We start from the raw sequence: 22,202 nt of genomic DNA on the forward strand, positions 1-22,202 counted from the left end.
ATCAACGGCAAGATGATCTATCTGGGGCGCATCGCGGCGGAAGTTGGAACGGCTGCGTTTGACCACCTGTATTGGGAGATTGTGAGCGGGAAGTCCTCCGTTTCAAAGACTTCATGGGCATTGCTCATCGATGAGATGATGCAGACCGACAAGTGGGCTAACTATTCCCCGCGCTACCGGGCCGACCTTGAAGAAGTCTTTGAGTATCTTGTCGAAAAGATTGGCAAGGCAGATGTCGCACGCCTCACACAGGCGGATATCTATGACGCGATGGACAAGAACCGTCACCGGGTGCGTTTCGCTAACTATATCCCAACTGCAATCAGCATGTTGTCGAAGCTGGCGATCCGAAAGCGCTGGCGCAAAGACAACCCAGCGACGGACATCGAGCAACTCAAGGTTCCGAAAGATCGACAGAAACCGCACCTGCCGTGGACAGACGGGGCGGTCAAGAAGATGCGAGAAGACGGGGAGCCGTTACCGCTACTCATCTTTGAGATTGGCGTAGGCAGCGTCCAGCGTCCCGGGGATTGGGTGGATTTCCAATGGGGCGACTATGACGGCGATATGCTGAAGCTGCGCCAGAACAAGACGGGCAAAGCACTTCAGTTGCCTGGTACCAAGGCGCTGAAAGCTGCACTGGATCGAGCAAAAAGTGATCTGGGGTTCTCCCCACATCCGTCACGGCACATTCTAACGCGCTCAGATGGTTCGGCGATGAGCTATCACACCATGGCACGGGTGATGGTCAAAGAGCGTAAGCGTCTGGGATTGATGGCTTTTGACCAGCACGCGCTACGCTACCGAGGCGTCATGGAGCTTGCCTGGGCGGGTTGCACAGACGACGAGATTGCCAGCTACAGCGGCCACACATCCAAGAAGATGATCATCAAATATGCCGGTGAAGCGCGCCAGGTCATGCGAGCGCGGCAAGCCGCAGCCAAACGGAAATAGCCAAGAACAGAACCGGCACAGAACGAGAAACTGATACCCGAGGTGATACCCCAATGAGCATAGCAGGTCATAAGTTATTGAAAAAATTGGAGGCGAGTACCGGAATCGAACCGGTGTACACGGATTTGCAATCCGCTGCGTCACCACTCCGCCAACTCGCCTCGCATGGTGTGGACGCACTGCTATCCCATTCGCAAGGGTGCCGCAAGTGTCACAAACCGGCAAAATCCCACGTATGAGCGTTGCCGGACGCCCGGGAATGTGGCACATCTCGGACACTGGTAACTGAACGGACGAGTTTAGCCACATGATCGATTTCGCCACGCGCCGCACGATGATGGTCGATACCCAAGTCAGGCCCTCAGACGTCACGAAATTTCCGATCATTGATGCGATGCTGAGCATCCCGCGTGAGAGCTTCGTGCCTGCGGCACAGCGCGAGGCGGCCTATATGGGAGAAAACCTCAATCTGGGAGGTGGCCGGGTTCTTCTGGAGCCGCGCACGCTCGCCAAGATGCTGGACGCGCTCGATATTTCGAACGATGAGCTTGTGCTCGATGTGGGCGCGGCGCTTGGCTATTCCTCAGCTGTGATCGCGCGCATGGCTGAAGCGGTCGTGGCGGTGGAGCAGGATGAGGACATGGCGCGGGAGGCGCAGGATGCGCTGGCGGAGGCGGGCGCCGACAACGTCATTCTTCATGTGGGACCGCTGGTTGAGGGTGCGGCGCAGCACGGTCCTTATGATGTGATTGTCATTCAGGGCGCCGTTGCCGAACTGCCCCAGACATTGCGGGATCAGATCAAGGAGGGCGGGCGCGTCGCCTGCCTCTTCATGGATGGCGCGCTCGGCGAGGTCCGGATCGGTCACAAAACGGGCGATACGCTGTCCTGGCGCATGTCTTTCAATGCGGGCGCGCCCGTTTTGCCGGGATTTGCAAAGGAAGACGTTTTCGAATTCTAATTCACCCCGAGGCCCGAGCAGGGCGGAACAGGAAGAGGCAAAACAATGGCCCAAGCAGAGAAACCCAAGCGGCTGACGGCGTGGTGCCGCGGCCTGACGCTGTCGGCGGGGCTGGTTGCCGTGCTCGCAGCCCCTGCAGCAAAAGCCGAGACGCTGGCGGACGCCTTGGTTGCGGCCTACAAGACCAGCGGTCTTCTGGACCAGAACCGGGCGCTTTTGCGCGCGGCGGATGAGGATGTGGCGACAGCGGTCTCGGCCCTGCGGCCGATCCTGAATTACACGGCCAGTCTGACCCGCGATTTTGGAGACCGCAGGGCCTTCAATACCATCGGCGGCCAGACCACCTCGAATCTGGAGTCGACCACCGGCACCATCGGTCTCGCGGCATCGTTGCTGCTTTACGACGGCGGTGCGACCTCGCTGGGCGTCGATGCGGCGAAAGAGACCGTTCTCGGCACTCGGCAACAGCTGATCAGTCTCGAACAGTCGGTGCTGCTGCGGGCGGTGTCGGCCTATCTGAATGTCGTCGCTGCGCGGGAGTTCGTCTCTTTGCGTCAGAACAACCTGCGGCTGCTGACACAGGAATTGCGGGCCGCCCAGGATCGTTTTGAAGTGGGCGAGGTCACGCGCACCGATGTCGCACAGGCCGAGGCGAGCCTGGCAGAGGCCCGCAGCGGCCTCGCGACGGCGCAGGGCGATCTGTTGCAGGCCGAGGAGGAATACCGCAGCGTTGTGGGCAATGCGCCGGGCAATCTCTCCGCCCCGCCGTCGTTGCCGCGGTTGGAGACCAATGTGGAAAGCGCGCGCGCGCGGGCCATCCAGAGCCATCCGGACCTGCTCGCCGCGCAGCACTTCGTGGCGGTTGCCGAGCTCAACATCATGCGCGCCAAGGCGAGCCTGAAACCGACCGTGTCGGCGGTTGGTTCGCTGGGGTTGACGGAGAACCTGGGCAACAGCAACTACACGCGCTCGGGCGATATCGGGATTGAATTGAGTGGGCCGATTTATCGCGGTGGCGGGCTCTCGGCTGGAATTCGCTCTGCGATCGCGTCACGGGATGCGCAACGGGGCAATCTGATCGAGGTGCGCAAGCAGGTCTCCCAGGACGTGGGATCAGCCTATGCGTCGCTGGCTGCGCAGCGCGCCAGCCTCCAGGCCAGCGAAGAGCGAATCCGCGCGGCACGGATCGCCTTTGAAGGCGTCCGGGAGGAGGCGACCCTGGGTGCGCGCACCACCTTGGATGTTCTCGACGCGGAGCAGGAATTGCTCGATGCGGAGACCTCGCGCATTTCGGATCAGGCCAACCTCTATGTGGCGGCCTATGCTGTCCTGCAGGCGACGGGGCGGCTCACGGCGCAAGATCTGTCGCTTGGGGTGCAGCAGTACGACCCCAATGCCTATTACAATTTGGTCAAGGACGCGCCTCTGCCCTCTTCAACCCAAGGACGGAAGCTGGACCGGGTGCTGCGCGCGCTGCAGAAACAATGATCTGGCCGGCGCGCCATTGTCTCGATGCGGCGTGGCAGGTACAATCGTACCGTGTAGATCCGGAGCGATATGCCGAAGACCGATACAAATTCAGATGTGGAAGACATTCTGTCATCCATTCGGCGCCTGGTGAGTGACAAGGCCACACGAGGCACCGTGCGCGCTGCGTCGGATACCTTGGTGCTGTCTCCGCAGCAGCGGGTGTCCGAAGCCGACGTCCTGAAACTGCGCCCATCCGATGCGGTGCACCTGCCGGAACCGCAGGCGGGTCAGCAGGGGGACCAGACCGCAGGATCGGACCTCGGGCTCGATGAGCTGTCCGCCAAGATCGCAGCGCTTGAGACGGAAATTGCGGAGACTGCAGATCAGTGGGAACCCGACGGGACCGGCAGCGATGACTATGCCGGCACTGCGGGCGCGGACATGGAGTGGTCGCAGGAGGGCGCGCTAGACGCGACAGGTGCGTCGCTGGATCCGGATGAGGCGGAGACCCCGGAGGCGGACGACCTTCAGAGTGCGGATCAAATTCTCGATGAGGCGGCGCTGCGGGATCTGGTGGCCGAGATCGTCCGGTCCGAACTGCAAGGGCCGCTTGGCGAGCGCATCACACGGAACATCCGCAAACTTGTGCGCCGCGAGATTCACCGGGCGCTGGCGGCGCGCGATCTCAACTGATCAGCCGAAGGAAGAACCGGCGGCGTGAGAGCGTCCCTCAGGGCGTGCGCGTCGGGGGTCGCGCGATGGTCAGCATATGGTCGAGGTCCATATGCCGCTCCAGATGGTCGGCCAGATCGTCCAGCGTTTGCTCCACCAGGGCATCATAGGCGGCGCGTGACGTCAGGCCAAACTGCGCGAGCCAGGCGCGTCGGAACGCGTCGGATGTAAAGATGCCGTGCAGGTAGCAGCCCTGGACACGCCCTGCGTAGGCGCTTGCCCCCTCCGGGCGGCCATCGACCTCGAGCCAGGGATGGGCGCAGTCCGGTCCGGTGGTCTCACCCATGTGGATCTCATATCCCGTCAACGCGGCCCCGCTGCTGCGGTGCGTTCCGGTGCTCAGGCGCAGTGTCTTGCGCGGAAGCAGGTCGGTGTCGATGTTCAGGTAGCCAAGGCCCTCCGCGCGTCCGGGTGGGCCTTCGATGCCCTGCGGGTCGGCAATCGACCGTCCCAGCATCTGATAGCCGCCACAGAGACCGAGAACGTGACCGCCCCGGCGCACATGGGCGGCGATGTCCACATCCCAGCCTTCGCGGCGAAGGGCTGCGAGATCGGCCAGCGTGGCCTTGCTGCCGCCCAGAAGCACCACGTCCGCCTCGGCGGGCAGGGGGGTGCCGGGAGGCACGACGATCAACCGGACCTCCGCTTCTGCGGCGAGGGGGTCGAGATCGTCGAAGTTGGAGATGCGCGGCAGCTGTGGCACCACAATGGTGAGGCCGCGCCCGGCGGAGTTGGCACGCGCTGGCAGATCGGCGACGTCTTCGGCGGGCAGGTGCCCTGCGCTGGAAAACCAGGGGATGACGCCCAGGCAGGGCCAGCCCGTCCGGGCGCAGATATCGTCGCGCCCACCGTCGAAGAGCCGCACATCGCCGCGGAACTTGTTGATGGCAAAGGCCTTGATCAGGCTCTGGTCCTCTGTGTCCAATACCGCCTGCGTGCCTACGATTTGCGCGATGACGCCGCCCCGATCAATATCGCCCATGAGCACCACGGGCACATCTGCGGCCCTGGCAAAGCCCATGTTGGCGATGTCGCGGGCGCGCAGGTTGGTCTCGGCCGGACTGCCGGCCCCCTCCACCAGGATCAGATCACAGGTCTGACCGAGGCGGTCGAAGCTTTCCAGCACATAGGGCATCAGCTGGTCCTTGGCCTCGCCGAAGGCGCGGGCCTCCTGTGCGCCAAAGACCTGGCCTTGCACGATGATCTGGGCGCCCGTGTTGGACTGTGGCTTGAGCAGAACCGGGTTCATATCCGTGTGTGGCGGCACGCCGGCGGCCTTCGCCTGCAAGGCCTGTGCGCGCCCGATCTCGCCACCGTCGACGGTGACCGCGGCATTGTTGGACATGTTCTGCGGCTTGAACGGGCGGACCGTGAGGCCGCGGCGTGTGTAGGCGCGCGCAAGCCCTGCCACGATGACGGATTTGCCGACATTGCTGCCGGTGCCCTGGATCATGAGTGCCCGCGCCATGGGTCTTCCTCTTCCCGTTTGGCGCAAGGTGACGCATGATCGGCGGAAGGAAAAGGAGCAAATATGAACACGCCGGCGCATTTGCTGATCGGAGCCGCCGTGATGGGGCGCAAGGGCAACCTCACCGTGGTTGGAGCGGCAATGATCGGCGCGCTCCTGCCGGACCTGTCGCTCTATCTGCTGGCGGGGAGCGCGCTTTATGTCTTTGGTATCCCGCCGCAGATCGTCTTTGACGAGCTTTACTTCTCGGAGGCGTGGCAGACCATCTTTGCCATTGACAATTCGTTTGTGGTCTGGGGGTGTCTGTTTGCCTTGGGGTTGTGGCGTGGTGTGCCCTGGGCGGTTGCGCTGACCGGCGCCGCGCTGCTGCACCTGTGCCTCGACTTTCCGCTCCATCACGACGACGGGCGGGCCCATTTCTGGCCTCTGTCAGGCTGGATCTTCGAAAGCCCTCTGAGCTATTGGGACCGGGACCACGGCGCGATGTGGCTGGCGCCCATCGAGGCTTTTCTTGCGACGCTGGCGGCGCTCGCCCTCTGGCAGCGCAGGTTCGGCTGGGGCATGCTGATGCTGGTCACGGCGCTGCTGGTCATGGAGATTTGGGTGGTACGCCAGTGGCTGTTTTTCTTCACAGACAGCTGAAAACACAAAAGCGCGCCTGCAGAGAGGCGCGCTTTTGTCGGGTTGGACGTCGGTAGGTCAGGCCGCTTCGGCTTGCTGGGCCGCGTTGCGACGCTCGGATTCTTCGCGCGACAGTGCCACCGAGGTGCGCACACCCTTGCCGACGAATTCCATCAGGCCGGCCACAACCCGTTCATTGGGGTCGATCCCGGCACAGCTAAGCACTTCGCGACCATCGCGCGAGCGCGCCCAGCGGGCAATCTGTTCCGGACCATTGCCATATTTCTTGTCGTCCGCTATGGCGTCGTCCAATGCAGCCAGTACCACGGCTGCGAAAAGTTTACGTGCACGGTTGCCTTGCTCATTGTTAAAGGCTGTGCCGTCAACGAAATCCTTCATTCGTCGTCCTTTCCATTATTCTTGCTCTTGTCTTTCCGGCGTGACGTCCCTTATGGCGAAGTCGAGGCGATTCGGATACCCTGTAATTGCATGGCTTGTATGCAAAATGCGCATGGCATTCTGCACCCGCAGCACGAGATATCGTTGTCTTGTCACCACCCATCCCGCCAGATATAGGGAGCGTCAACAAATCATCAACCTTTCGCCATGGTCCGCCTAGATGCCTAAAATCAACGGAAACGAAATCCGCCCCGGAAACGTTCTGGAGCATAACGACGGTCTGTGGGCGGCTGTCAAAGTCGATCATGTGAAACCTGGCAAGGGCGGGGCTTTCGCTCAGGTGGAACTGCGCAACCTGCGAAATGGTTCCAAATTGAATGAAAGGTTCCGCAGCGCCGACAAGGTCGAGCGGGTACGTCTGGAGCAGAAAGACCAGCAGTTTCTCTATGAAGATGCGGGCATGCTGATCGTGATGGACACCGAAACCTATGAGCAGGTGCAATTGCCGGTGGAGCTATTGGGAGAGCGCCGTCCGTTTCTGCAGGACGGAATGACCATCGTTGTGGAATTCTACGAAGACGAGGCGCTGAACGCCACATTGCCGCAGAAGGTGACCTGCAAGGTGGTCGAGACCGAACCGGTGGTGAAGGGCCAGACGGCGGCCAATTCCTTCAAGCCGGCCGTGCTGGACAATGGCGTCAAGGTCATGGTGCCGCCGTTTGTCGGTCAGGACGAAGACATCGTGGTCAATACTGAAACCATGGAATACGCCGAGCGCGCCTGATCTGTCCGCTCAGGCGTCTGTCCGCGTGACGGTGGCGTCGCCGGCGGCCATGTCGCCCACGGCGCGGTCATAGCGCAGGTAGGCCAGCCCCCTGTCCGCCGACCGGCTGAGCAAGGTACCTGCGACCTTCCCGTTCGAGAGGATTTCGGTGCCCACCTCTGCCGGACCCGAAACGCTGACCTGTGCAAGCCCTTTGCGCAGGTCGGTTTTGTGCTTCATCCGTGCGGTCACCTCTTGCCCGACATAGCAGCCCTTGCGGAAATCGACGCCCGAGAGGCGTTCGAACCCGACCTCGAGGATGAAGGTGTCAGGTGTCAACTCCACCCCAGTCTCCGGGATCAGATGGGCGACCCGCAGTGCTGTCCAGTCGATGCTGTCGTCCTCCTGCGGTGTTTCGCGATACGCGCGCCAGCCGAGGGCCGGGTGCCGGGGGTCGGCGAACCCGTCTTCCGGCATGTCCTCCACACCGCGGTGCAGATGGAGCGGGGCCGTTTCAATCGTCACATTGGCCCGCAGCTTGTACATGGTCAGTCGCTGGCTCAGCATGTCGCCCAGGCTTTCCGCGACGTCGAGCAGAATGCCTTCTTCCGCAGGGACCAGGAAGAAGTCCGCAATATATTTACCCTGCGGTGTCAGAAGAGCGGCATAGACGAGGCCTTCGGTGAGCCGCTCGACATCATTGGTGATCAGCCCCTGCAGGAAGTCCCGCGCGTCGGGGCCGGTGATCTTCAGGATGCGACGTTTGGTCATGTGGGCCTCCTCTTTGGGCGATGAATGTCATATAGAGAGCCCGCCGCCAAGAAGAAGAGGGTGGGCGAGAGGGAAAGACGCATGCGGGCACCGATCTCGGTGGTGATACCAACGCTGAATGCCGAAGCGCAGCTGGGCGGCTGCCTCGCAGCACTTGTGCCGGGGCTGGAGGCTGGCCTGATCCGCGAGCTGATCGTGAGCGACGGCGAGTCCGAGGACGCGACGGTTGCGGTGGCCAGGGCGTGGGGCGCCGAGGTGGTGACCGGCCCGCCCTCACGTGGGGGGCAGCTGGCGCGGGGCTGTGATACGGCGCAGGGGGCGTGGATCCTGATCCTGCATGCGGATACGCAGCTGCGGAGTGGCTGGGTCGGGCCTGTTATCCTGCATTTGGATACGCGGCGGGCCGGCTGGTTCCGGCTGGCCTTCGCCCGTGGCGGTCTGGCCGGGCGCATTGTTGCCGGCTGGGCCAACCTGCGCAGCCGCATGGGGCTGCCCTATGGCGATCAGGGACTGTTGCTGCCCAGGGCGCTCTATGCAGATGTTGGGGGCTATCCGGACCAGCCACTCATGGAGGATGTGGCCCTGGCGCGCGCGCTCAAGGGCAAACTCATGGGCATTGACGCGGTGGCTGAGACCAGCCCTGCCCGCTATCACGCACAGGGCTGGCTTCGGCGGGGGGCGCGCAACCTCTGGACCCTGCTGAGGTATTTTTCCGGTGTGTCGCCGGACCGTCTGGCGCAGAGCTATCGACGTTGAAGAGCGCCTCGCGCAGCGGCGGTCTTCGTGATTGACCACCTGCGTTTCGGGGCTAGAGTGGCAGCACGCCAAAAAGGACAGCCCTTATGCCCCAAATGCCCAACGTCCCTTCCGGACGCGGATATCTTGCGATACCGGGACCCTCGGTGATGCCCGAGGCAGTGCTCTCCGCCATGCACCGGCCCGCGCCCAATATCTATGCGGGTGAGCTGCCTGAGATGATGCCGGGCATTGTGGCTGATCTGAAACGGGTGGCGCGGACCGATGGCCATGTGGCGATCTACATCGCCAATGGGCACGGGGTCTGGGAGGCGTCGCTTGCCAATGTGATCGCGCCGGGCGACAAGGTGCTCGTGCCCTCCACCGGCCACTTCGGCATGGGCTGGGCGGGCATGGCCGAAGGGCTCGGCGCAGAGGTCGAGGTGATTGACTTCGGCAAGGCGGCCCCGATGGAGATGGCGCCCATCGCCGAGGCGCTGGCAGCCGACACCATGCATCGGATCAAGGCGGTGCTTGCGGTGCATGTGGACACCTCTAGCTCGGCCCGCAACGACATCGCGGCCCTGCGCGCGACCCTGGACGCGGCAGGGCATCCGGCGTTGCTGATGGCCGATTGCATCGCCTCGCTGGGCTGCGATGTCTTCGAGATGGATGCGTGGGGTGTCGATGTGATGGTGGCAGGCTGTCAGAAGGGGCTGATGGTGCCGCCGGGCGTCGGGTTCGTCTTCTTCAATAACAAGGCTGCCGATGTGCGCGCCGCGATGCCACGGGTCAGCAACTATTGGGACTGGCACCCGCGGGCAGAGCCGGATGACTTCTGGCAATACTGGAACGGCACCGCGCCCACACATCATATCTATGGGCTGCGGGCGGCGCTCGATCTGATCCACGCCGAGGGTATGGAGGCTGTCTGGGCGCGGCACGAGCGACTGGCGCGCGCCATCTGGGCCGCCTGTGACGCCTGGGGCCGCGAGGGGTCATTGCGGATGAACATGGCGGACCCGAAAGACCGCAGCCGTGCGGTCACCTCGCTGCGTCTTGACCCGCCGCTGGCCAGCGACCTGCGGGCCTGGACCGAGGCGCATCTGGGCCTGACGCTCGGCATCGGTCTGGGCATGGTGGACAAGGCGGATCCCGCCTGGCACGGCCATTTCCGGCTCGGTCACATGGGACATGTGAATGGGCAGATGATCATGGGGCTTCTCGGCGGGATGGAGGCGGGCATGTGCGCCCTCAACATCCCGCATGGACCCGGCGCGCTTGCTGCTGCGGCTGCGGTGATCGGCGAGGTCAGCGCTTAGGCGCGATGGCCCAGCGGGCCTCCTCGGCGCGGCGGCGCTGGTCCAGCCAATCCACCCAGCGGTTCACCGCGAGGCCCAGGAATATTGCCGCGATCAGCCCCCAGATCGCGAAGAGAAACAGCAGGATCCAGGTCAGATTGACCCCAAACATCACGATGCAGGCCGTGGTGTAGTTCGGCGCCCGCCCGAGCTTGTCTCTGTCCATATCGTGTCTCATCCGTTGCCGCTTCTGCGGAGTATAGACCACCAGTGGCGCGCGTCAGCCCATTTCTACGGCGCGGACGGCGACGGGCAGGATCTCGGTCAGGATGTCGAGCTGCGCGGGCGTGCCGCAACTGATCCGGATGCAGCGGTTTTGCGGCGCGGCGAGCGGCATGCGGATGAAGACCCCGCGTGACACCATCTCGTAGAGCACCGCCTTGGCGTACTCCGGGCCACCGCCGCAGTCGATGGCGACGAAGTTGGCCGCCGACGGGATCGGCTTGAGGCCGTTCTTGCGGGCGATGTCCGCGATCCGGTTGCGCGAGGCCACAATCCGCGCCTGCACCGATCGCAGCCAGGTCTGATCATCGAGGGCCGCAAGCGCACCTGCCTGTGCGGCGCGGTTCATGCCGAAATGGTTGCGCACCTTGTCGAAGGCCGCAATCAGATCCGGTGCACCGATGGCATAGCCCACACGCGCGCCTGCCAGCCCGTAAGCCTTTGAAAAGGTGCGCATCCGGATCACACGCGGGTCATCCATCGGAAGCGGCAGGGCGACGCCTTGCGGGGCGCACTCCAGATAGGCTTCATCCAGCACCAGAAGCGTGCCCTCCGGCAGATGCTGAAGTGCAGCCACGATATCCGTGCCGTCATGTGCGGTGCCCATCGGGTTGTCTGGGTTGGCGAGGTAAACGAGCTTGGCATCGACCTCGGCGGCCTTTTTGAAGAGTGCGTCAACATCTTCCTTGTCGTCGCGGTAGGGCACCTTGTGCAGGACACCGCCATAGCCTTCCACGTGATAGTTGAAGGTCGGATAGGCACCATCGGATGTCACCACCGCATCGCCCGGGGCCACCATGATCCGGACGAGATAGCCCAACAGCCCGTCGATCCCTTCGCCCACCACGATCATATCCGGCGTGATGCCGTGATGATCGGCGAGTGCCTCGCGCAGCTCAAAGCTTTCGGGATCGCCGTACATCCAGTGCTGCGTCTCAGCCATGGCACGGATCGCGATGGGCGAGGGGCCGAATACGTTTTCATTGGCCCCGAGCCGCGCGTCGAAGAGCCGCGCGCGCGCGCGCTCCTGTGTTTCGGGGCCGACGAAGGGCACGGTGTCGGGCAGGGATTGGGCAAGGGAGGTCAGGCGGAATTCAGTCATGGCGTCACATAAAACGGTGCTGCCCGGTTCGGCAAGAGCGTGACTTCCCCAACGTTTGTCTGGCTATTGCAGCGCTGCAACGGTCAAATGGGTCAAACAGCAGGAGGCTTCCGATGTCGCGTGTGACCGTCACTGTGACCGACCATATCGCCCACGTGCAATTGAACCGTCCGGAGAAGCGCAATGCGGTCGATCCGGAGATGTTCGAGGCGCTGATCGCCGCTGGCGCGGCGGTTGCGGGCTCAACGGCGCGGGCGGTTGTGCTCTCGGGGGCGGGTGAGGGGTTCTGCGCGGGCATCGACGTCGGCAGCCTGGGCGGGATGATCGGCAAGGACATCGAGGCGATGATCATGCCGCGCACCCATGGCGAGGGCACTACCAACCAGTGGCAGGAGGCGGCCATGGTCTGGCACCGGCTAGAGATCCCCGTGATCGCCGCGCTGCATGGGGTCTGTTTCGGAGCGGGCCTGCAGATTGCGCTGGGGGCGGATGTGCGGATTGCGGCGCCCGAGACGAGGCTGGCGGTGATGGAGATGAAATGGGGCATCGTGCCCGACATGGGCGGCATGGTTCTGCTGCCGCGGCTGGTGCGCTCGGATGTGTTGCGCAGGCTGGTCTATACCGCCACGCCGATTGACGCCGCACAGGCCGAGCGTTGGGGGCTGGTGACCGAGATTGCAGAGGATCCCCTGGCGGCGGCTATGGCGCTTGCCGGAGAGGTCGCCGGCAGGAGCCCCAAGGCGATCCGCGCGGCGAAGGCGTTGATTTCTGTTGCGGAACAAGAGGATACAGAGGCGGTGTTGCTGGCCGAGTCGCGCCTGCAGGCGGGGCTCATTGGCACACCGGAGCAGATAGAGGTGATCGCGGCGCAGTTTGCAAAACGCGCGCCGGTCTTTGACTAGGCAACGCTCAGGACATGAACTTGCGGCGCGCCTCCCTCGCGATTTCATAGCGGAGTTCGAGATCGGCCAGGATGCGCATGGCCGCCTTTCGGGCCTCGTCATCGGCGGCTTTGGCATAGGTCTGCCGCGCCGCGTCGAGCTGTTTTTTCAACTTGAATTCCGCCGGCAGCACGCCCGCTTCGGCCATGATCCGCATGCCGGTCGAGAGGGCTGCGTCTTCGGAAGCCTCGGCGGGGCGGTCGGGCAGGGGGACGCCTTCGCCTTTCAGCCCGCGCAACTGACCTGCGGCATGGGCCTTGGCGATCTGCCGTTCGACGAGAGAGCGAAAGCTGCGCATGCGCGCATCTTACCCCAATTCGGCGAGCCGCGCGAAGGCTTCCTTCAGCTTGCCCTCTTCTTCCTCGCGCAGGGCGAGGTTGGCGCGCGTTTCTGCGACGACCTCGGCCGGGGCCGAGGCGGTAAATTTCGGGTTGTTCAACCGCCCGCGGAGGCCACCAAGCTCTTTGCCCAACTTGTCGAGGGTCTTTTGCAGGCGCGCCTTTTCCTCAGCGATATCAATGATATCCGCTAGCGGCAGACCGAAGGTCGCGCCCGGAAGAGCGAGGGTCACCGTGCCTTTGGGGAAGCTATCCGTCTTGTCCAATGCCTCGACCCGGGCAAGACGTTTGATCATGGTCTCGTTGCGGTCCCAGGCCGCCCGGCCAGCGGCATCGAGATCGCTGACCAGCAGGGGCACATAGAGACCGGCGGGCACGTGCATCTGCGCCCGCGCCGAGCGGATCGCCTCGATGAGCGAAATCACCCAATTCAGTTCCTGATCCGCCGCCTCATCGACCAACTCGGCGGCCGTGTACGTGGGCCAGTCCGCATGCACCAACATCTTGTTTCTCTTGCCGGTTTCGCCCCAGAGCTCTTCGGTGATGAAGGGCATGATCGGGTGCAGCAGGATCATGCACTGGTCCAGCACCCAGGCCATCGTGGCGCGGGTTTCCTCGGCCAGATGCGCATTCGCCTCATCCTGCAGAAGCGGTTTCGACAGCTCCAGGTACCAGTCGCAGACCTTGCCCCAGACGAAGCTGTAGGCGGCGTTCGCAGCGTCATTGAACCGGTAGTCCGACAGCGCCGCGTCGATCTCTTCGCGCACCCGCCCGGTCTCGCCGATGATCCATTTGTTCACCGTCTGTGTCACGTCGGTATCGGGTCGGTTTTGCGTCGGTATTACGTCGGTGCGCGCCGCGCGCTGGGCAAAGACTTCGTTCATCTCTGCAAAGCGGCAGGCGTTCCACAGCTTGGTGCCGAAATTGCGGTATCCGGCGATGCGCTGGGTCGAGAGTTTCAGGTCCCGCCCCATGGCGGCCATGGCCGTGAGCGTGAAGCGCACGGCATCGGCGCCATATTCATCGACAAGGTCCAGCGGGTCGAGCACATTGCCCAAGCTCTTCGACATCTTCTTGCCGGTCTCGTCGCGCACGAGGGCGTGGACATAGACGGTGTCGAAGGGCTTCTGGCCGACCACGGCGTATTGCATCATCATCATCCGCGCGACCCAGAAGAAGATGATGTCGAAGCCGGTGATCAGCGTCGAGGTCGGGAAGTACTTCTGCAGCGCGTCATTGGCGGCGTCCGCTTCCGCATCGCCCGTCCAGCCAAGCGTGCCGATGGGCCAGAGCCCGGAAGAGAACCATGTGTCGAGGACGTCGGGGTCTCGTTCGATCTGTAGCGCAACGGTCCCTTCGCCGTCATTCAAAACACGGACCCACTCAGCTTGTGTTACATATGTACCATCGCCAGGGCGGTGCTTGCTCCCCTGCATAACTGTTGGGATATGAACCGAGATGTTGAAATTCGATCCGTAGATTTCGGCCGCTTTCTCGAGCGCTTCAGCCTCCGTCGCCGCGCAGATAGAAATCTTGCGCATCTTTGCCATTGCTTCGGCACGCGCAAGAAATGCGTTCCCGACAGCCGAAGGCTTCGATGCTTCACCTCGAAACTGCTTAGCCATATGCTCACGGAATGCTGTTCCAGGCTCAGCCAATGCCGAAGCGACCGCATCAATGTCTTCGGGGTGTGGCCCATACCAAACCGGAATCTGATGCCCCCACCAGAGCTGGCGCGAGATGCACCAGGGCTCGATGTTTTCCAACCAGTTGAAGTAGACCTTCTTGTCTTGCTCGGGGAAAATCTCGACCTCGCCCGAGCGCACCGCATCAATCGCGGGCTGCACGATCTTGGAGGTCTCGACAAACCACTGGTCGGTCAGCATCGGCTCGATGACAACCTTTGACCGATCGCCAAAGGGCTGCATGATCTTCTTGGCCTCGACGAGCGGCTCAAGGAACGGCTCCTCGACCGGCAGGAAGGCATCTTCGGGGTCCGGATTGGCGACCGGCACCATGACCGCCAGCCCCTCGCGGGTGATCTGTTCGACCACGCGTTTGCGCGCCTCGAAGCGGTCAAGCCCGCGCAGATCGTCCGGCACGAGGTTGACCGCATCGGCCTCCGCCTCGCTGAGCTCCCGCTCCCCCTGTGCCACGGCCATCGCAATCGCGGCGGCCTCAGCGTATGGCGCGCCGTCGTCGCGCATCGCGCCCTTCGTGTCCATCAGGCGGTACAAAGGAATGCCACCGCGCTTGGCGACCGCATAGTCGTTGAAGTCATGCGCCCCGGTGATCTTGACCGCACCCGAGCCGAAGTCCGGGTCCGGATATTCATCGGTGATGATCGGGATCAGGCGACGGTGCTCTTTCGGGCCCACCGGGATTTCACAGAGCTTACCGACAATCGGTGCATAGCGCGCGTCTGACGGGTGCACCGCAACCGCGCCATCCCCCAGCATCGTTTCGGGCCGCGTGGTGGCGATGGAGATGTAGTCGCGCTCCTCCCGCAGGACCACCTCCCCCTCTTCATTCTTCTCCAAATACTCATAGGTCTCACCGCCGGCCAAAGGGTACTTGAAATGCCACATGTGCCCGTCGACCTCGATATTCTCCACTTCGAGGTCCGAGATCGCCGTCTCGAAATGCGGGTCCCAGTTGACCAGCCGCTTGCCGCGGTAGATGAGGCCCTTTTCGTACATCTCGACAAAGACCTTGATCACGGCGTCATGAAAGTTCTGCCCGCCCGGCGTGTCACCCGGATCGCCCGGCGCACCCGACATGGTGAAGGCCTCGCGCGACCAGTCGCAGGAGGCCCCGAGCCGTTCGAGCTGGCTTCGGATATTGCCGCGGGATTTCACCTTTTGTTGCCAGACCCGCTCCAGAAAGGCATCGCGCCCCATCTCGCGGCGGCCGATATTGCCCTCTTTGGCGAGCTCGCGCTCGACCACCATCTGCGTGGCTATCCCTGCGTGATCCGTCCCCGGCTGCCAGAGCGTGTCGAACCCGCGCATGCGGTGCCAGCGCACCAGGATGTCCTGAAGCGTGTTGTTGAAGGCATGGCCCATATGCAGTGCGCCCGTCACATTGGGCGGCGGGATCATGATGCAGAAGGTCTCGGCCCCCGGGGCGGCATTGGCGCCCGCAGCGAAGGCGCCTGCCTGTTCCCAGGCGGCGTAGAGGCGGGCTTCGGCTGTCTGTGCGTCGAATGTTTTTTCCATCGGCATGGGCTCGTCCGTCCAAGATCTGATCAAGACGTGCTCTAACGAATGTCGCTGGCAAGGGGAAGGGGCGGGTCCCGCGTGACTGGACAAGTGAGCCGCCGCAGCTAAGGTCCGCTCAAACGCTAGTGCCCAAAGGAGCCTTTCCATGGAAAAATTCGGCCGGTCCCAGTCTGTCAAACGTGTTGAGGATGTGCGGTTTCTGACCGGGCAGGGGCGCTATGTGGATGATCTCGCTCCGGCGGAGGCGCTGCGGGCTTTTGTCTTTCGCGCGCCGGTGGCGCATGCGGTGATCACCGGGCTCGATGTCAGCGCGGCGCGCGCGGCGCAGGGCGTGCAGGCTGTGCTGACGGTCGAGGATCTGGAGGCGGCGGGGCTGAAGATCGACATGTTCGCGGCGACGGTCAAGAACCGCGATGGCAGCCCCGGGGCCGCCCCCGATCGGCCCCTCCTGGCCAAGGGCAAGCTGCGCTTTGTGGGCGAACCCGTGGCGTTCATCGTGGCCGAGACGCTGGAGCAGGCGCGCGATGCCGCCGAGCTGATCGAGCTGGAGTATGACGATCTGTCGGCCAAGATGGATCTGGCCGCAGGCGGGCCACTTGTGCATGAGGATGTGCCGGACAACCTGGCCTTCGACTGGGGCATGGGGGATGAGGCGGCCACGGCGGCTGCGTTCAAATCCGCGGCCAAGACCGTCAGCCTGGAGGTGGGCGACAACCGCATCATCGTCAGCTCTCTGGAGCCGCGCGGCTGTTACGCCGAGTGGGACGGCGACCGGGTGCATGTGTCGCTGGGCGGCCAGGGCGTCTGGGAGCAGAAAAACGCGATTGCGCGCGCGCTGGGGCTTGAGGCGGATCAGGTGCGTGTGACCAACCCCGATGTGGGGGGCGGCTTTGGCATGAAGGGGTTTCCCTATCCCGAGTATCCGCTGGCCGCCTATGCCGCGCGGCTGACCGGGCGCCCTGTGCGCTGGATGTCGGAGCGGACAGAGGCCATGCTGACCGACAACGCGGGCCGCGATCTGACCTCGACCGCCGAGCTGGCCTTTGACGAAAGCAATAAGATCATCGCCTATCGGGTGCACAGCCGCTGCAACATGGGCGCCTACAACAGCCACTTCGGGCAGTTCATCCAGAGCCAGCTGTTCAGCCGGGTGTTGATGGGGGTCTATGACGTGCAGACCACCTGGCTGCAGGTGGAAGGGATCTATACCAACACAACTTACGTGGATGCCTATCGCGGGGCGGGGCGGCCCGAGGCGATCTATGTGCTGGAGCGGCTGATCGACCGCGCGGCACGTGAGCTGGGCGTCGACCCGGTGGAGCTGCGGCGGCGCAATTTCATCAGGCCGGACCAGTTTCCCTATGCCACCGCGACGGGCGAGACCTATGACGTGGGCGACTTCGACAAGGTGCTCGACCGGGCGCTGGCGCAGGCGGATTTCAGCGGATTTGCGGCGCGGAAACAGACTGATGCAGGCAAGGGTCTACTGCGCGGCGTCGGTTTGTGTTACTATATCGAAAGTATTTTGGGTGATCCTAGCGAAGGCGCGAAGATCACGTTTAACGAGGACGGTACGGTGACGATTTTTGTGGGCACACAATCCACGGGCCAGGGGCACGAGACGGTCTTCGCGTCTTTCCTGGCCGATCAGACCGGTATTCCAGCAGAGAAAATCTTTGTGGTGCAGGGCGACAGCGACCTCATTGCGCGGGGGGGCGGCACCGGCGGCTCGCGCTCCGTCACCGTGCAGAACAATGCGACGCTGGCGACGGTGGCGCAGATCACGCAGGCCTTCACCGATTTTCTCGCCGATGAGATGGGCGTGCCCGCCTCCGAGATCGCCTTTGACGATGAACGCTTTCGCGCCGAGGGCTCGAACCTCACGCCGACCATGCTGGAGGTCGCCGAGATGGCCCGCGCCCAGGGCCGCGACGATCTTCTGATGCACGAGGCGCGCGAGACGCTGCCCGCGCGCAGCTTTCCCAACGGCTGTCATGTTTCAGAGGTCGTGGTGGACCCGGAGACTGGCGTCGTGATGGTGGACCGCTATACCGTCGTCGACGATTTCGGCAACCTTATCAACCCCATGCTGGCGGAAGGTCAGGTGCATGGCGGGGTGGTTCAGGGGATCGGGCAGGCGATCACCGAGCATGTTGTCTTCGATGAGGACGGTCAATTGCTCACGGCATCGTTCATGGACTATGCCTTGCCGCGCGCCGATGACGTCCCCAATATTTCATTCACATCGGAACCGGTGCCGTCGACCGCCAACATCATGGGGATGAAGGGGTGCGGCGAGGCCGGTACGGTGGGCGCGCTGGCTGCCGTGGCAAACGCGGTGCAGGACGCGCTCTGGGAGCGGGGGGTGCGGCAGGCGGATATGCCGTTCACGCCGCACAAGGTCTGGGAGTTGTTGAACGGTGAGCCCATCGCGGCGGAATAACAGATGGCTCGGCTGGCTGCGCAGCAGGTTCTGGCGCCGGCCCGACAGCGATTTCGGCCCGCGCCGGGGGCCTGTCGTTCATGTGGTGATCCTCGATGGCACGATGTCCTCGCTGGAGCCCGGGTGCGAGACCAATGCGGGGCGCGCCTATCATCTCTGCCGCGAGGTGGGCAGCCCGCTGTCGATCTACTATGAACCCGGGCTGCAGTGGAGCAGCTGGCGCTCGGCCATGGACGTGATGATGGGGCGGGGCATCAACCGGCAGATCCGGCGGGCCTATGGCTATCTCGCGTCGCGCTACCGTCCGGGCGACAAGATCTTCCTGATGGGCTATTCGCGCGGGGCCTATGCGGTGCGCAGCCTGGCCGGTGTGATCGACCTGATGGGCCTTCTGAAGGCCGAGGACGCAACCGAGCGGAACATTCGCGACGTCTATCGCCATTACGAGGGCGACCCGTCCAGCCCCTGCGCGCAAGCCTTTGCCGAGGCTCATTGCATGCGGGGCATCGAGATCGAGATGATCGGGGTGTGGGACACGGTGAAATCGCTGGGGTTCAATGCGCCGGTGCTCTGGCGGTTCAGCGAAAAGCGTCATGCGTTTCACAACCATCAGCTCAGCCACAACGTTAAGGCGGGGTTTCACGCGCTGGCGCTGGACGAGACGCGGGTGGCCTACAAGCCGGTGCTCTGGTCCTCGCCCGAGGGGTACCGCGGCCGGGTCGAGCAGGTCTGGTTCGCAGGCACCCATGGCGATGTGGGCGGGCAACTGGGTGGCTATGAGGCGGCGCGGCCTCTGGCGAATATCCCGCTGGTCTGGATGCTGGAACGGGCGCAGATCAACGGCTTGCCTCTGCCCGAGGGCTGGAGCGCGCGGTTGGCCCAGGACGCGACCGCCCCGATGCTGGGCACCTTCCGCGGCAATGGGAAATGGTTTGTGACCCGGCGTGCGCGCAGGATGCTGCTGGACCCGTCGGAGCGCGTACATGACAGCGTGACCCTGCGCCAGATGGCGCAACCGGCGCCGCGCGGCTGGCTGGGGTTTGGCAAGACCGTCTGAGCCGCCGTTCTTGCCTTGACCGGCAAAACCCATAGACTGAGGCGCAGGCGGTGCGAGGGGCGGGCTCGGTCCGGCGTCTCTGTGTCCGGGTCAGGGAGGGACAGGTATGCGTGAACGGGCTGAAAGACGGCGTGCTGCCCTGCCTGCGGGCCAGCGACCGGCGCGGCCCGAAGAGGGCGGACGCCATCAGAACGGGCAGGCGCCGGTTCAGCGTCGGCTGGCCCATCTGCAGGGGCTGGCAGATGCCTATGTCGCGCGGCAGCAGACGCGCGCAGTACCAGGGACGGCTGTGATGCAAGCCAAGCTGACGATCGTGGACTTCGACGACCCGAACACGTTCGATGCAAAAACGAAAACCAGTGAGCTGGAAGAGATCGCCGAGTATCTGCTGGAGGAGTTTGGCCTTGATTTCGAGGATGCGGGCGTCGGGAAAGGCGATATCGCAAAGGTTTTGAGGGAGTTGGCAGACAGCGGTGAGCACACGATGCGGGACTACGAAATCAAAGACCAAGTCCTGAGTTCTGTCGGCCATGTCTCCGGTGGTCTGAACGATGCCAACCTGCTCGAGGAGGCGCCGTCGGAAAATGCGGTGACAGGGACGGGTCAGCGGATCGGACACCGGTTCTTTCCTGGCGATGACTACCATCTGGTGGTCAAGCCGGCGATCAAGAGCGGCATTCCGATCAAGCATCTGAGGAGTCTGGTCAAGGACAAGACGGCGAAGAACTTTGATTTCTGGATCGACAAGGATGGTGAGATCTTTGTCGGCTCGAACGGGTCGGGCGGGCATGAACATGCAACCGGTTATTACCTGACACAAGACGACAAGGTGATAAAAGGGTAGGAGCCTCTGGATCTAATTGCGCCCGCCCGGCGCCATAAGGGTGCTGCGGGTGCAGCCGCGCGCGTGCCCGCCGGGCCGGGGCAGCTGGCTGCCCCGGCCCGGCGGGCCCCCCTCAGAACGGAAACCGGTGCAAATCGGGCGGCGGACGTTCGACTTCGGGCAGAAGCCCCACGTCCGCGCGCAGATACTCCGGCAGTTCGGTGCGGCCCCGCAGATAGGACCGGTGCCGCCGGGGTGGTCGCGCCAGGATGGCCACCAGCCGCAGCAAGAGGCCGCGCGACCGGCTGACGGGGATGTAGAATGATAAACTTGGCATCTTTGCTCTCCATGGATGATGGAAAGCCGCCACATGAGGGGGATTCATTAAAAAAGGCCGCATCATGAGGCGGCCTTCAGATTGGAAACCTGTCAGACCGCGTTAACGGATCATCGCGCCTACCCGGCGCAGTGGTGTAAACTGACAGTTCTTCATGTCTGACCTTTCAGGTTCAGGGTTTCCGTGCCGGGGGGAATAGCAGGCAACGCCGAGTCGCTCAACTGTCAATTGCAGCTTCGGTGCAAATACGCCGGCCATGGGAGGCGGGACTGGGCCACAGACCACACCACCGCCCTTTGATCTGGAACAAGGCCCGGCGCACGCGGCTGGTCTAGGCTGCGCGCGGATGCACGACATGGAGGGCGTCATGACCGTTCTGGTGGCCTATGCGAGCCTGGAGGGGCAGACCGGCAAGATTGCCGGTTTTGTGGCCGATCACCTGCGTCAGGCGGGTGTCGCCGTCGAGGTGTTCGACACCGCCGACAAGACCGCGCCGCTGGATGTGGACGGCTTTGAGCGGGCCGTGCTGGCCGCGCCGGTGCATGAGCGGCGTCATCCGCTGACTTTCGAGGTTTTTCTGGGTGCGCATCGAACGGAGCTGGAGGCGCGTCCGACGCTGATGCTGTCGGTCAGCCTCAACGCGGCCTTCGCGGAGGGGCAGGCGGAGGCCCAGGAGTATGTGACCGAAATGGAGATGCGCGCCCGCTTTGCCGCGACCCGCACGCTGCTGGTGCCGGGGGCGGTGCAGGCGGGCAGCTATGAGTATTTCGAGACGCAGATCCTGCGCCACGTGGTGCTGCGGGATTTCGATTATGATGTGAGCGACGGTCCGAAGGAGTTCACCGATTGGGCGGCGCTGCGCCAGGAGCTGGACGCGTTTGCCACGGCACCTTGATCGTGATGGGCCGGGCCTGTGCAGTCCGGTCGTGCGGGCTCAGCCCCGGGCCATGATGATGCAGGTGGTTGAGCCGGTGGCGTAGAGCTTGCCGTCCTCGATGCCACGGATCTCGCCATGGGCGACCCCGGTGGAGCGCCCGGTGTGATCCACCTCACCCAGACAGTCAATGGGCATGCCCAGCGGGATGGCCCGGGTGATGTTGATCTTGAATTCAAGCGTCGTATAGACCGAGCCGCGCGGCACTTTGGTCATGACCGCGCAGGCCATCGCGGAATCGAGCAGCGTGCCGTACCATCCGCCGTGGACCGTGCCCATCGGATTGGTCACGTTGAATTCCGGCGTGCCGCGAAAGACCACGCGGCCGCCCTGCACCTCATGCAGCCGGTACCCCAGGGTCTGGCCGATGGGCGGGCCGGGAAAGCGTCCGTCGAGGATGCCCTGCATGAACTCCAGCCCCGACATCGACAGGATTTCCGCCTGGCTGAGCAGATCGGCGGGCGAGGTGGCACTGTACATGGGGTGGCTCCGACACGGACGAGATGACGTGCGGGCAGCTAAGCGGCGCCGAAGCGCGGAGACAAGAGG

At 63.6% G+C, this 22,202-nt stretch carries 22 protein-coding genes and 1 tRNA gene; 13 read left to right on the top strand and 10 right to left on the bottom strand.

The features are described 5' to 3' along the window. Nucleotides 1–12: 12 nt before the first annotated feature. Entirely contained in the window at nt 13–954 is a 942-nt protein-coding gene (locus tag Q1A71_RS00315) for a tyrosine-type recombinase/integrase (protein ID WP_299670538.1), read from the top strand. A gap of 87 nt (nt 955–1,041) precedes the next feature. On the opposite strand, the gene Q1A71_RS00320 is transcribed toward Q1A71_RS00315, so the two are convergent. Further along, a tRNA-Cys gene (locus Q1A71_RS00320) sits at nt 1,042–1,115 on the bottom strand. Between the two features lie 146 nt (nt 1,116–1,261). On the opposite strand from Q1A71_RS00320, the gene Q1A71_RS00325 reads away from it, so the two are divergent. From Q1A71_RS00325 to Q1A71_RS00335, 3 genes are all read left to right on the top strand, one after another. Then, nucleotides 1,262–1,915: a protein-L-isoaspartate O-methyltransferase gene (locus Q1A71_RS00325; protein ID WP_299670540.1), complete on the top strand. Its 654-nt coding sequence runs from the start codon at nt 1,262–1,264 to the stop codon at nt 1,913–1,915. A gap of 45 nt (nt 1,916–1,960) precedes the next feature. Then, the gene (locus tag Q1A71_RS00330; protein ID WP_299670542.1) at nt 1,961–3,403 is read left to right on the top strand and encodes a TolC family outer membrane protein; all 1,443 of its coding nucleotides are present in this window, start codon (nt 1,961–1,963) and stop codon (nt 3,401–3,403) included. 69 nt (nt 3,404–3,472) lie between these two features. Continuing rightward, nucleotides 3,473–4,078: a hypothetical protein gene (locus Q1A71_RS00335; RefSeq protein ID WP_299670544.1), complete on the top strand. Its 606-nt coding sequence runs from the start codon at nt 3,473–3,475 to the stop codon at nt 4,076–4,078. A 37-nt stretch (nt 4,079–4,115) separates the two neighbouring features. Here Q1A71_RS00335 and Q1A71_RS00340 read toward each other — a convergent pair whose 3' ends face one another. Further along, nucleotides 4,116–5,585, bottom strand: coding sequence for a cobyric acid synthase (locus Q1A71_RS00340; protein WP_299670546.1), 1,470 nt, complete (start codon nt 5,583–5,585; stop codon nt 4,116–4,118). A gap of 63 nt (nt 5,586–5,648) precedes the next feature. Between Q1A71_RS00340 and Q1A71_RS00345 the strand changes: the two genes are divergently transcribed. Next, a complete protein-coding gene (locus tag Q1A71_RS00345) occupies nt 5,649–6,227 on the top strand; it encodes a cobalamin biosynthesis protein CobQ (RefSeq protein WP_299670548.1) in 579 nt (192 codons plus the stop codon). A gap of 57 nt (nt 6,228–6,284) precedes the next feature. Here the strand turns inward: Q1A71_RS00345 and Q1A71_RS00350 are convergent, their stop codons facing one another. Continuing rightward, entirely contained in the window at nt 6,285–6,605 is a 321-nt protein-coding gene (locus Q1A71_RS00350; protein WP_263844874.1) for a DUF6280 family protein, read from the bottom strand. Between the two features lie 220 nt (nt 6,606–6,825). Between Q1A71_RS00350 and efp the strand changes: the two genes are divergently transcribed. Further along, entirely contained in the window at nt 6,826–7,389 is a 564-nt protein-coding gene (efp, locus tag Q1A71_RS00355) for an elongation factor P (RefSeq protein WP_299670551.1), read from the top strand. 9 nt (nt 7,390–7,398) lie between these two features. Here the strand turns inward: efp and Q1A71_RS00360 are convergent, their stop codons facing one another. Further along, on the bottom strand, nt 7,399–8,139 hold the full coding sequence (locus tag Q1A71_RS00360; RefSeq protein ID WP_299670553.1) for a folate-binding protein: 741 nt from the start codon (nt 8,137–8,139) through the stop codon (nt 7,399–7,401). An 81-nt stretch (nt 8,140–8,220) separates the two neighbouring features. Between Q1A71_RS00360 and Q1A71_RS00365 the strand changes: the two genes are divergently transcribed. Together Q1A71_RS00365 and Q1A71_RS00370 are read left to right on the top strand one after the other, a co-directional pair. After that, a complete protein-coding gene (locus Q1A71_RS00365; protein ID WP_299670555.1) occupies nt 8,221–8,895 on the top strand; it encodes a TIGR04283 family arsenosugar biosynthesis glycosyltransferase in 675 nt (224 codons plus the stop codon). Between the two features lie 86 nt (nt 8,896–8,981). Beyond that, nucleotides 8,982–10,196: an aminotransferase class V-fold PLP-dependent enzyme gene (locus Q1A71_RS00370; RefSeq protein ID WP_299670557.1), complete on the top strand. Its 1,215-nt coding sequence runs from the start codon at nt 8,982–8,984 to the stop codon at nt 10,194–10,196. On the opposite strand, the gene Q1A71_RS00375 is transcribed toward Q1A71_RS00370, so the two are convergent. Both Q1A71_RS00375 and Q1A71_RS00380 read right to left on the bottom strand, forming a co-directional pair. Then, nucleotides 10,186–10,401: a hypothetical protein gene (locus Q1A71_RS00375; protein WP_299670559.1), complete on the bottom strand. Its 216-nt coding sequence runs from the start codon at nt 10,399–10,401 to the stop codon at nt 10,186–10,188. The two genes, Q1A71_RS00370 and Q1A71_RS00375, sit on opposite strands and share 11 nt — an antisense overlap. Nucleotides 10,402–10,455: 54 nt before the next feature. After that, nucleotides 10,456–11,559 (bottom strand): pyridoxal phosphate-dependent aminotransferase, encoded by a 1,104-nt coding sequence (locus Q1A71_RS00380; RefSeq protein WP_299670561.1) that lies wholly within the window; start codon nt 11,557–11,559, stop codon nt 10,456–10,458. 113 nt (nt 11,560–11,672) lie between these two features. Between Q1A71_RS00380 and Q1A71_RS00385 the strand changes: the two genes are divergently transcribed. Further along, nucleotides 11,673–12,461, top strand: a complete 789-nt coding sequence (locus Q1A71_RS00385) for a crotonase/enoyl-CoA hydratase family protein (protein WP_299670563.1) — start codon at nt 11,673–11,675, stop codon at nt 12,459–12,461. A gap of 7 nt (nt 12,462–12,468) precedes the next feature. Here Q1A71_RS00385 and Q1A71_RS00390 read toward each other — a convergent pair whose 3' ends face one another. After that, a complete protein-coding gene (locus Q1A71_RS00390) occupies nt 12,469–12,798 on the bottom strand; it encodes a DnaJ family domain-containing protein (protein ID WP_299670565.1) in 330 nt (109 codons plus the stop codon). Between the two features lie 9 nt (nt 12,799–12,807). Beyond that, complete coding sequence (locus Q1A71_RS00395; RefSeq protein ID WP_299670567.1) at nt 12,808–16,062, bottom strand: valine--tRNA ligase; 3,255 nt, start codon at nt 16,060–16,062, stop codon at nt 12,808–12,810. A gap of 142 nt (nt 16,063–16,204) precedes the next feature. On the opposite strand from Q1A71_RS00395, the gene Q1A71_RS00400 reads away from it, so the two are divergent. From Q1A71_RS00400 to Q1A71_RS00410, 3 genes are all read left to right on the top strand, one after another. Beyond that, the gene (locus Q1A71_RS00400; RefSeq protein ID WP_299670569.1) at nt 16,205–18,502 is read left to right on the top strand and encodes a xanthine dehydrogenase family protein molybdopterin-binding subunit; all 2,298 of its coding nucleotides are present in this window, start codon (nt 16,205–16,207) and stop codon (nt 18,500–18,502) included. 16 nt (nt 18,503–18,518) lie between these two features. Beyond that, entirely contained in the window at nt 18,519–19,559 is a 1,041-nt protein-coding gene (locus Q1A71_RS00405; protein WP_299671931.1) for a DUF2235 domain-containing protein, read from the top strand. Between the two features lie 106 nt (nt 19,560–19,665). Continuing rightward, nucleotides 19,666–20,403, top strand: a complete 738-nt coding sequence (locus Q1A71_RS00410) for a hypothetical protein (RefSeq protein WP_299670571.1) — start codon at nt 19,666–19,668, stop codon at nt 20,401–20,403. A gap of 112 nt (nt 20,404–20,515) precedes the next feature. On the opposite strand, the gene Q1A71_RS00415 is transcribed toward Q1A71_RS00410, so the two are convergent. Next, entirely contained in the window at nt 20,516–20,719 is a 204-nt protein-coding gene (locus tag Q1A71_RS00415; protein ID WP_299670573.1) for a hypothetical protein, read from the bottom strand. A gap of 367 nt (nt 20,720–21,086) precedes the next feature. Here Q1A71_RS00415 and Q1A71_RS00420 point away from each other — a divergent pair, with 367 nt between their 5' ends. Then, complete coding sequence (locus Q1A71_RS00420) at nt 21,087–21,614, top strand: flavodoxin domain-containing protein (RefSeq protein WP_299670575.1); 528 nt, start codon at nt 21,087–21,089, stop codon at nt 21,612–21,614. 39 nt (nt 21,615–21,653) lie between these two features. Here the strand turns inward: Q1A71_RS00420 and Q1A71_RS00425 are convergent, their stop codons facing one another. Continuing rightward, nucleotides 21,654–22,133 carry a PaaI family thioesterase gene (locus Q1A71_RS00425; RefSeq protein WP_299670577.1) on the bottom strand — a complete coding sequence of 160 codons (480 nt, stop codon included), beginning with the start codon at nt 22,131–22,133 and terminating at the stop codon, nt 21,654–21,656. Nucleotides 22,134–22,202: the final 69 nt, after the last annotated feature.

The organism is uncultured Roseobacter sp. (assembly GCF_947493125.1).
GTDB lineage: Bacteria > Pseudomonadota > Alphaproteobacteria > Rhodobacterales > Rhodobacteraceae > Roseobacter.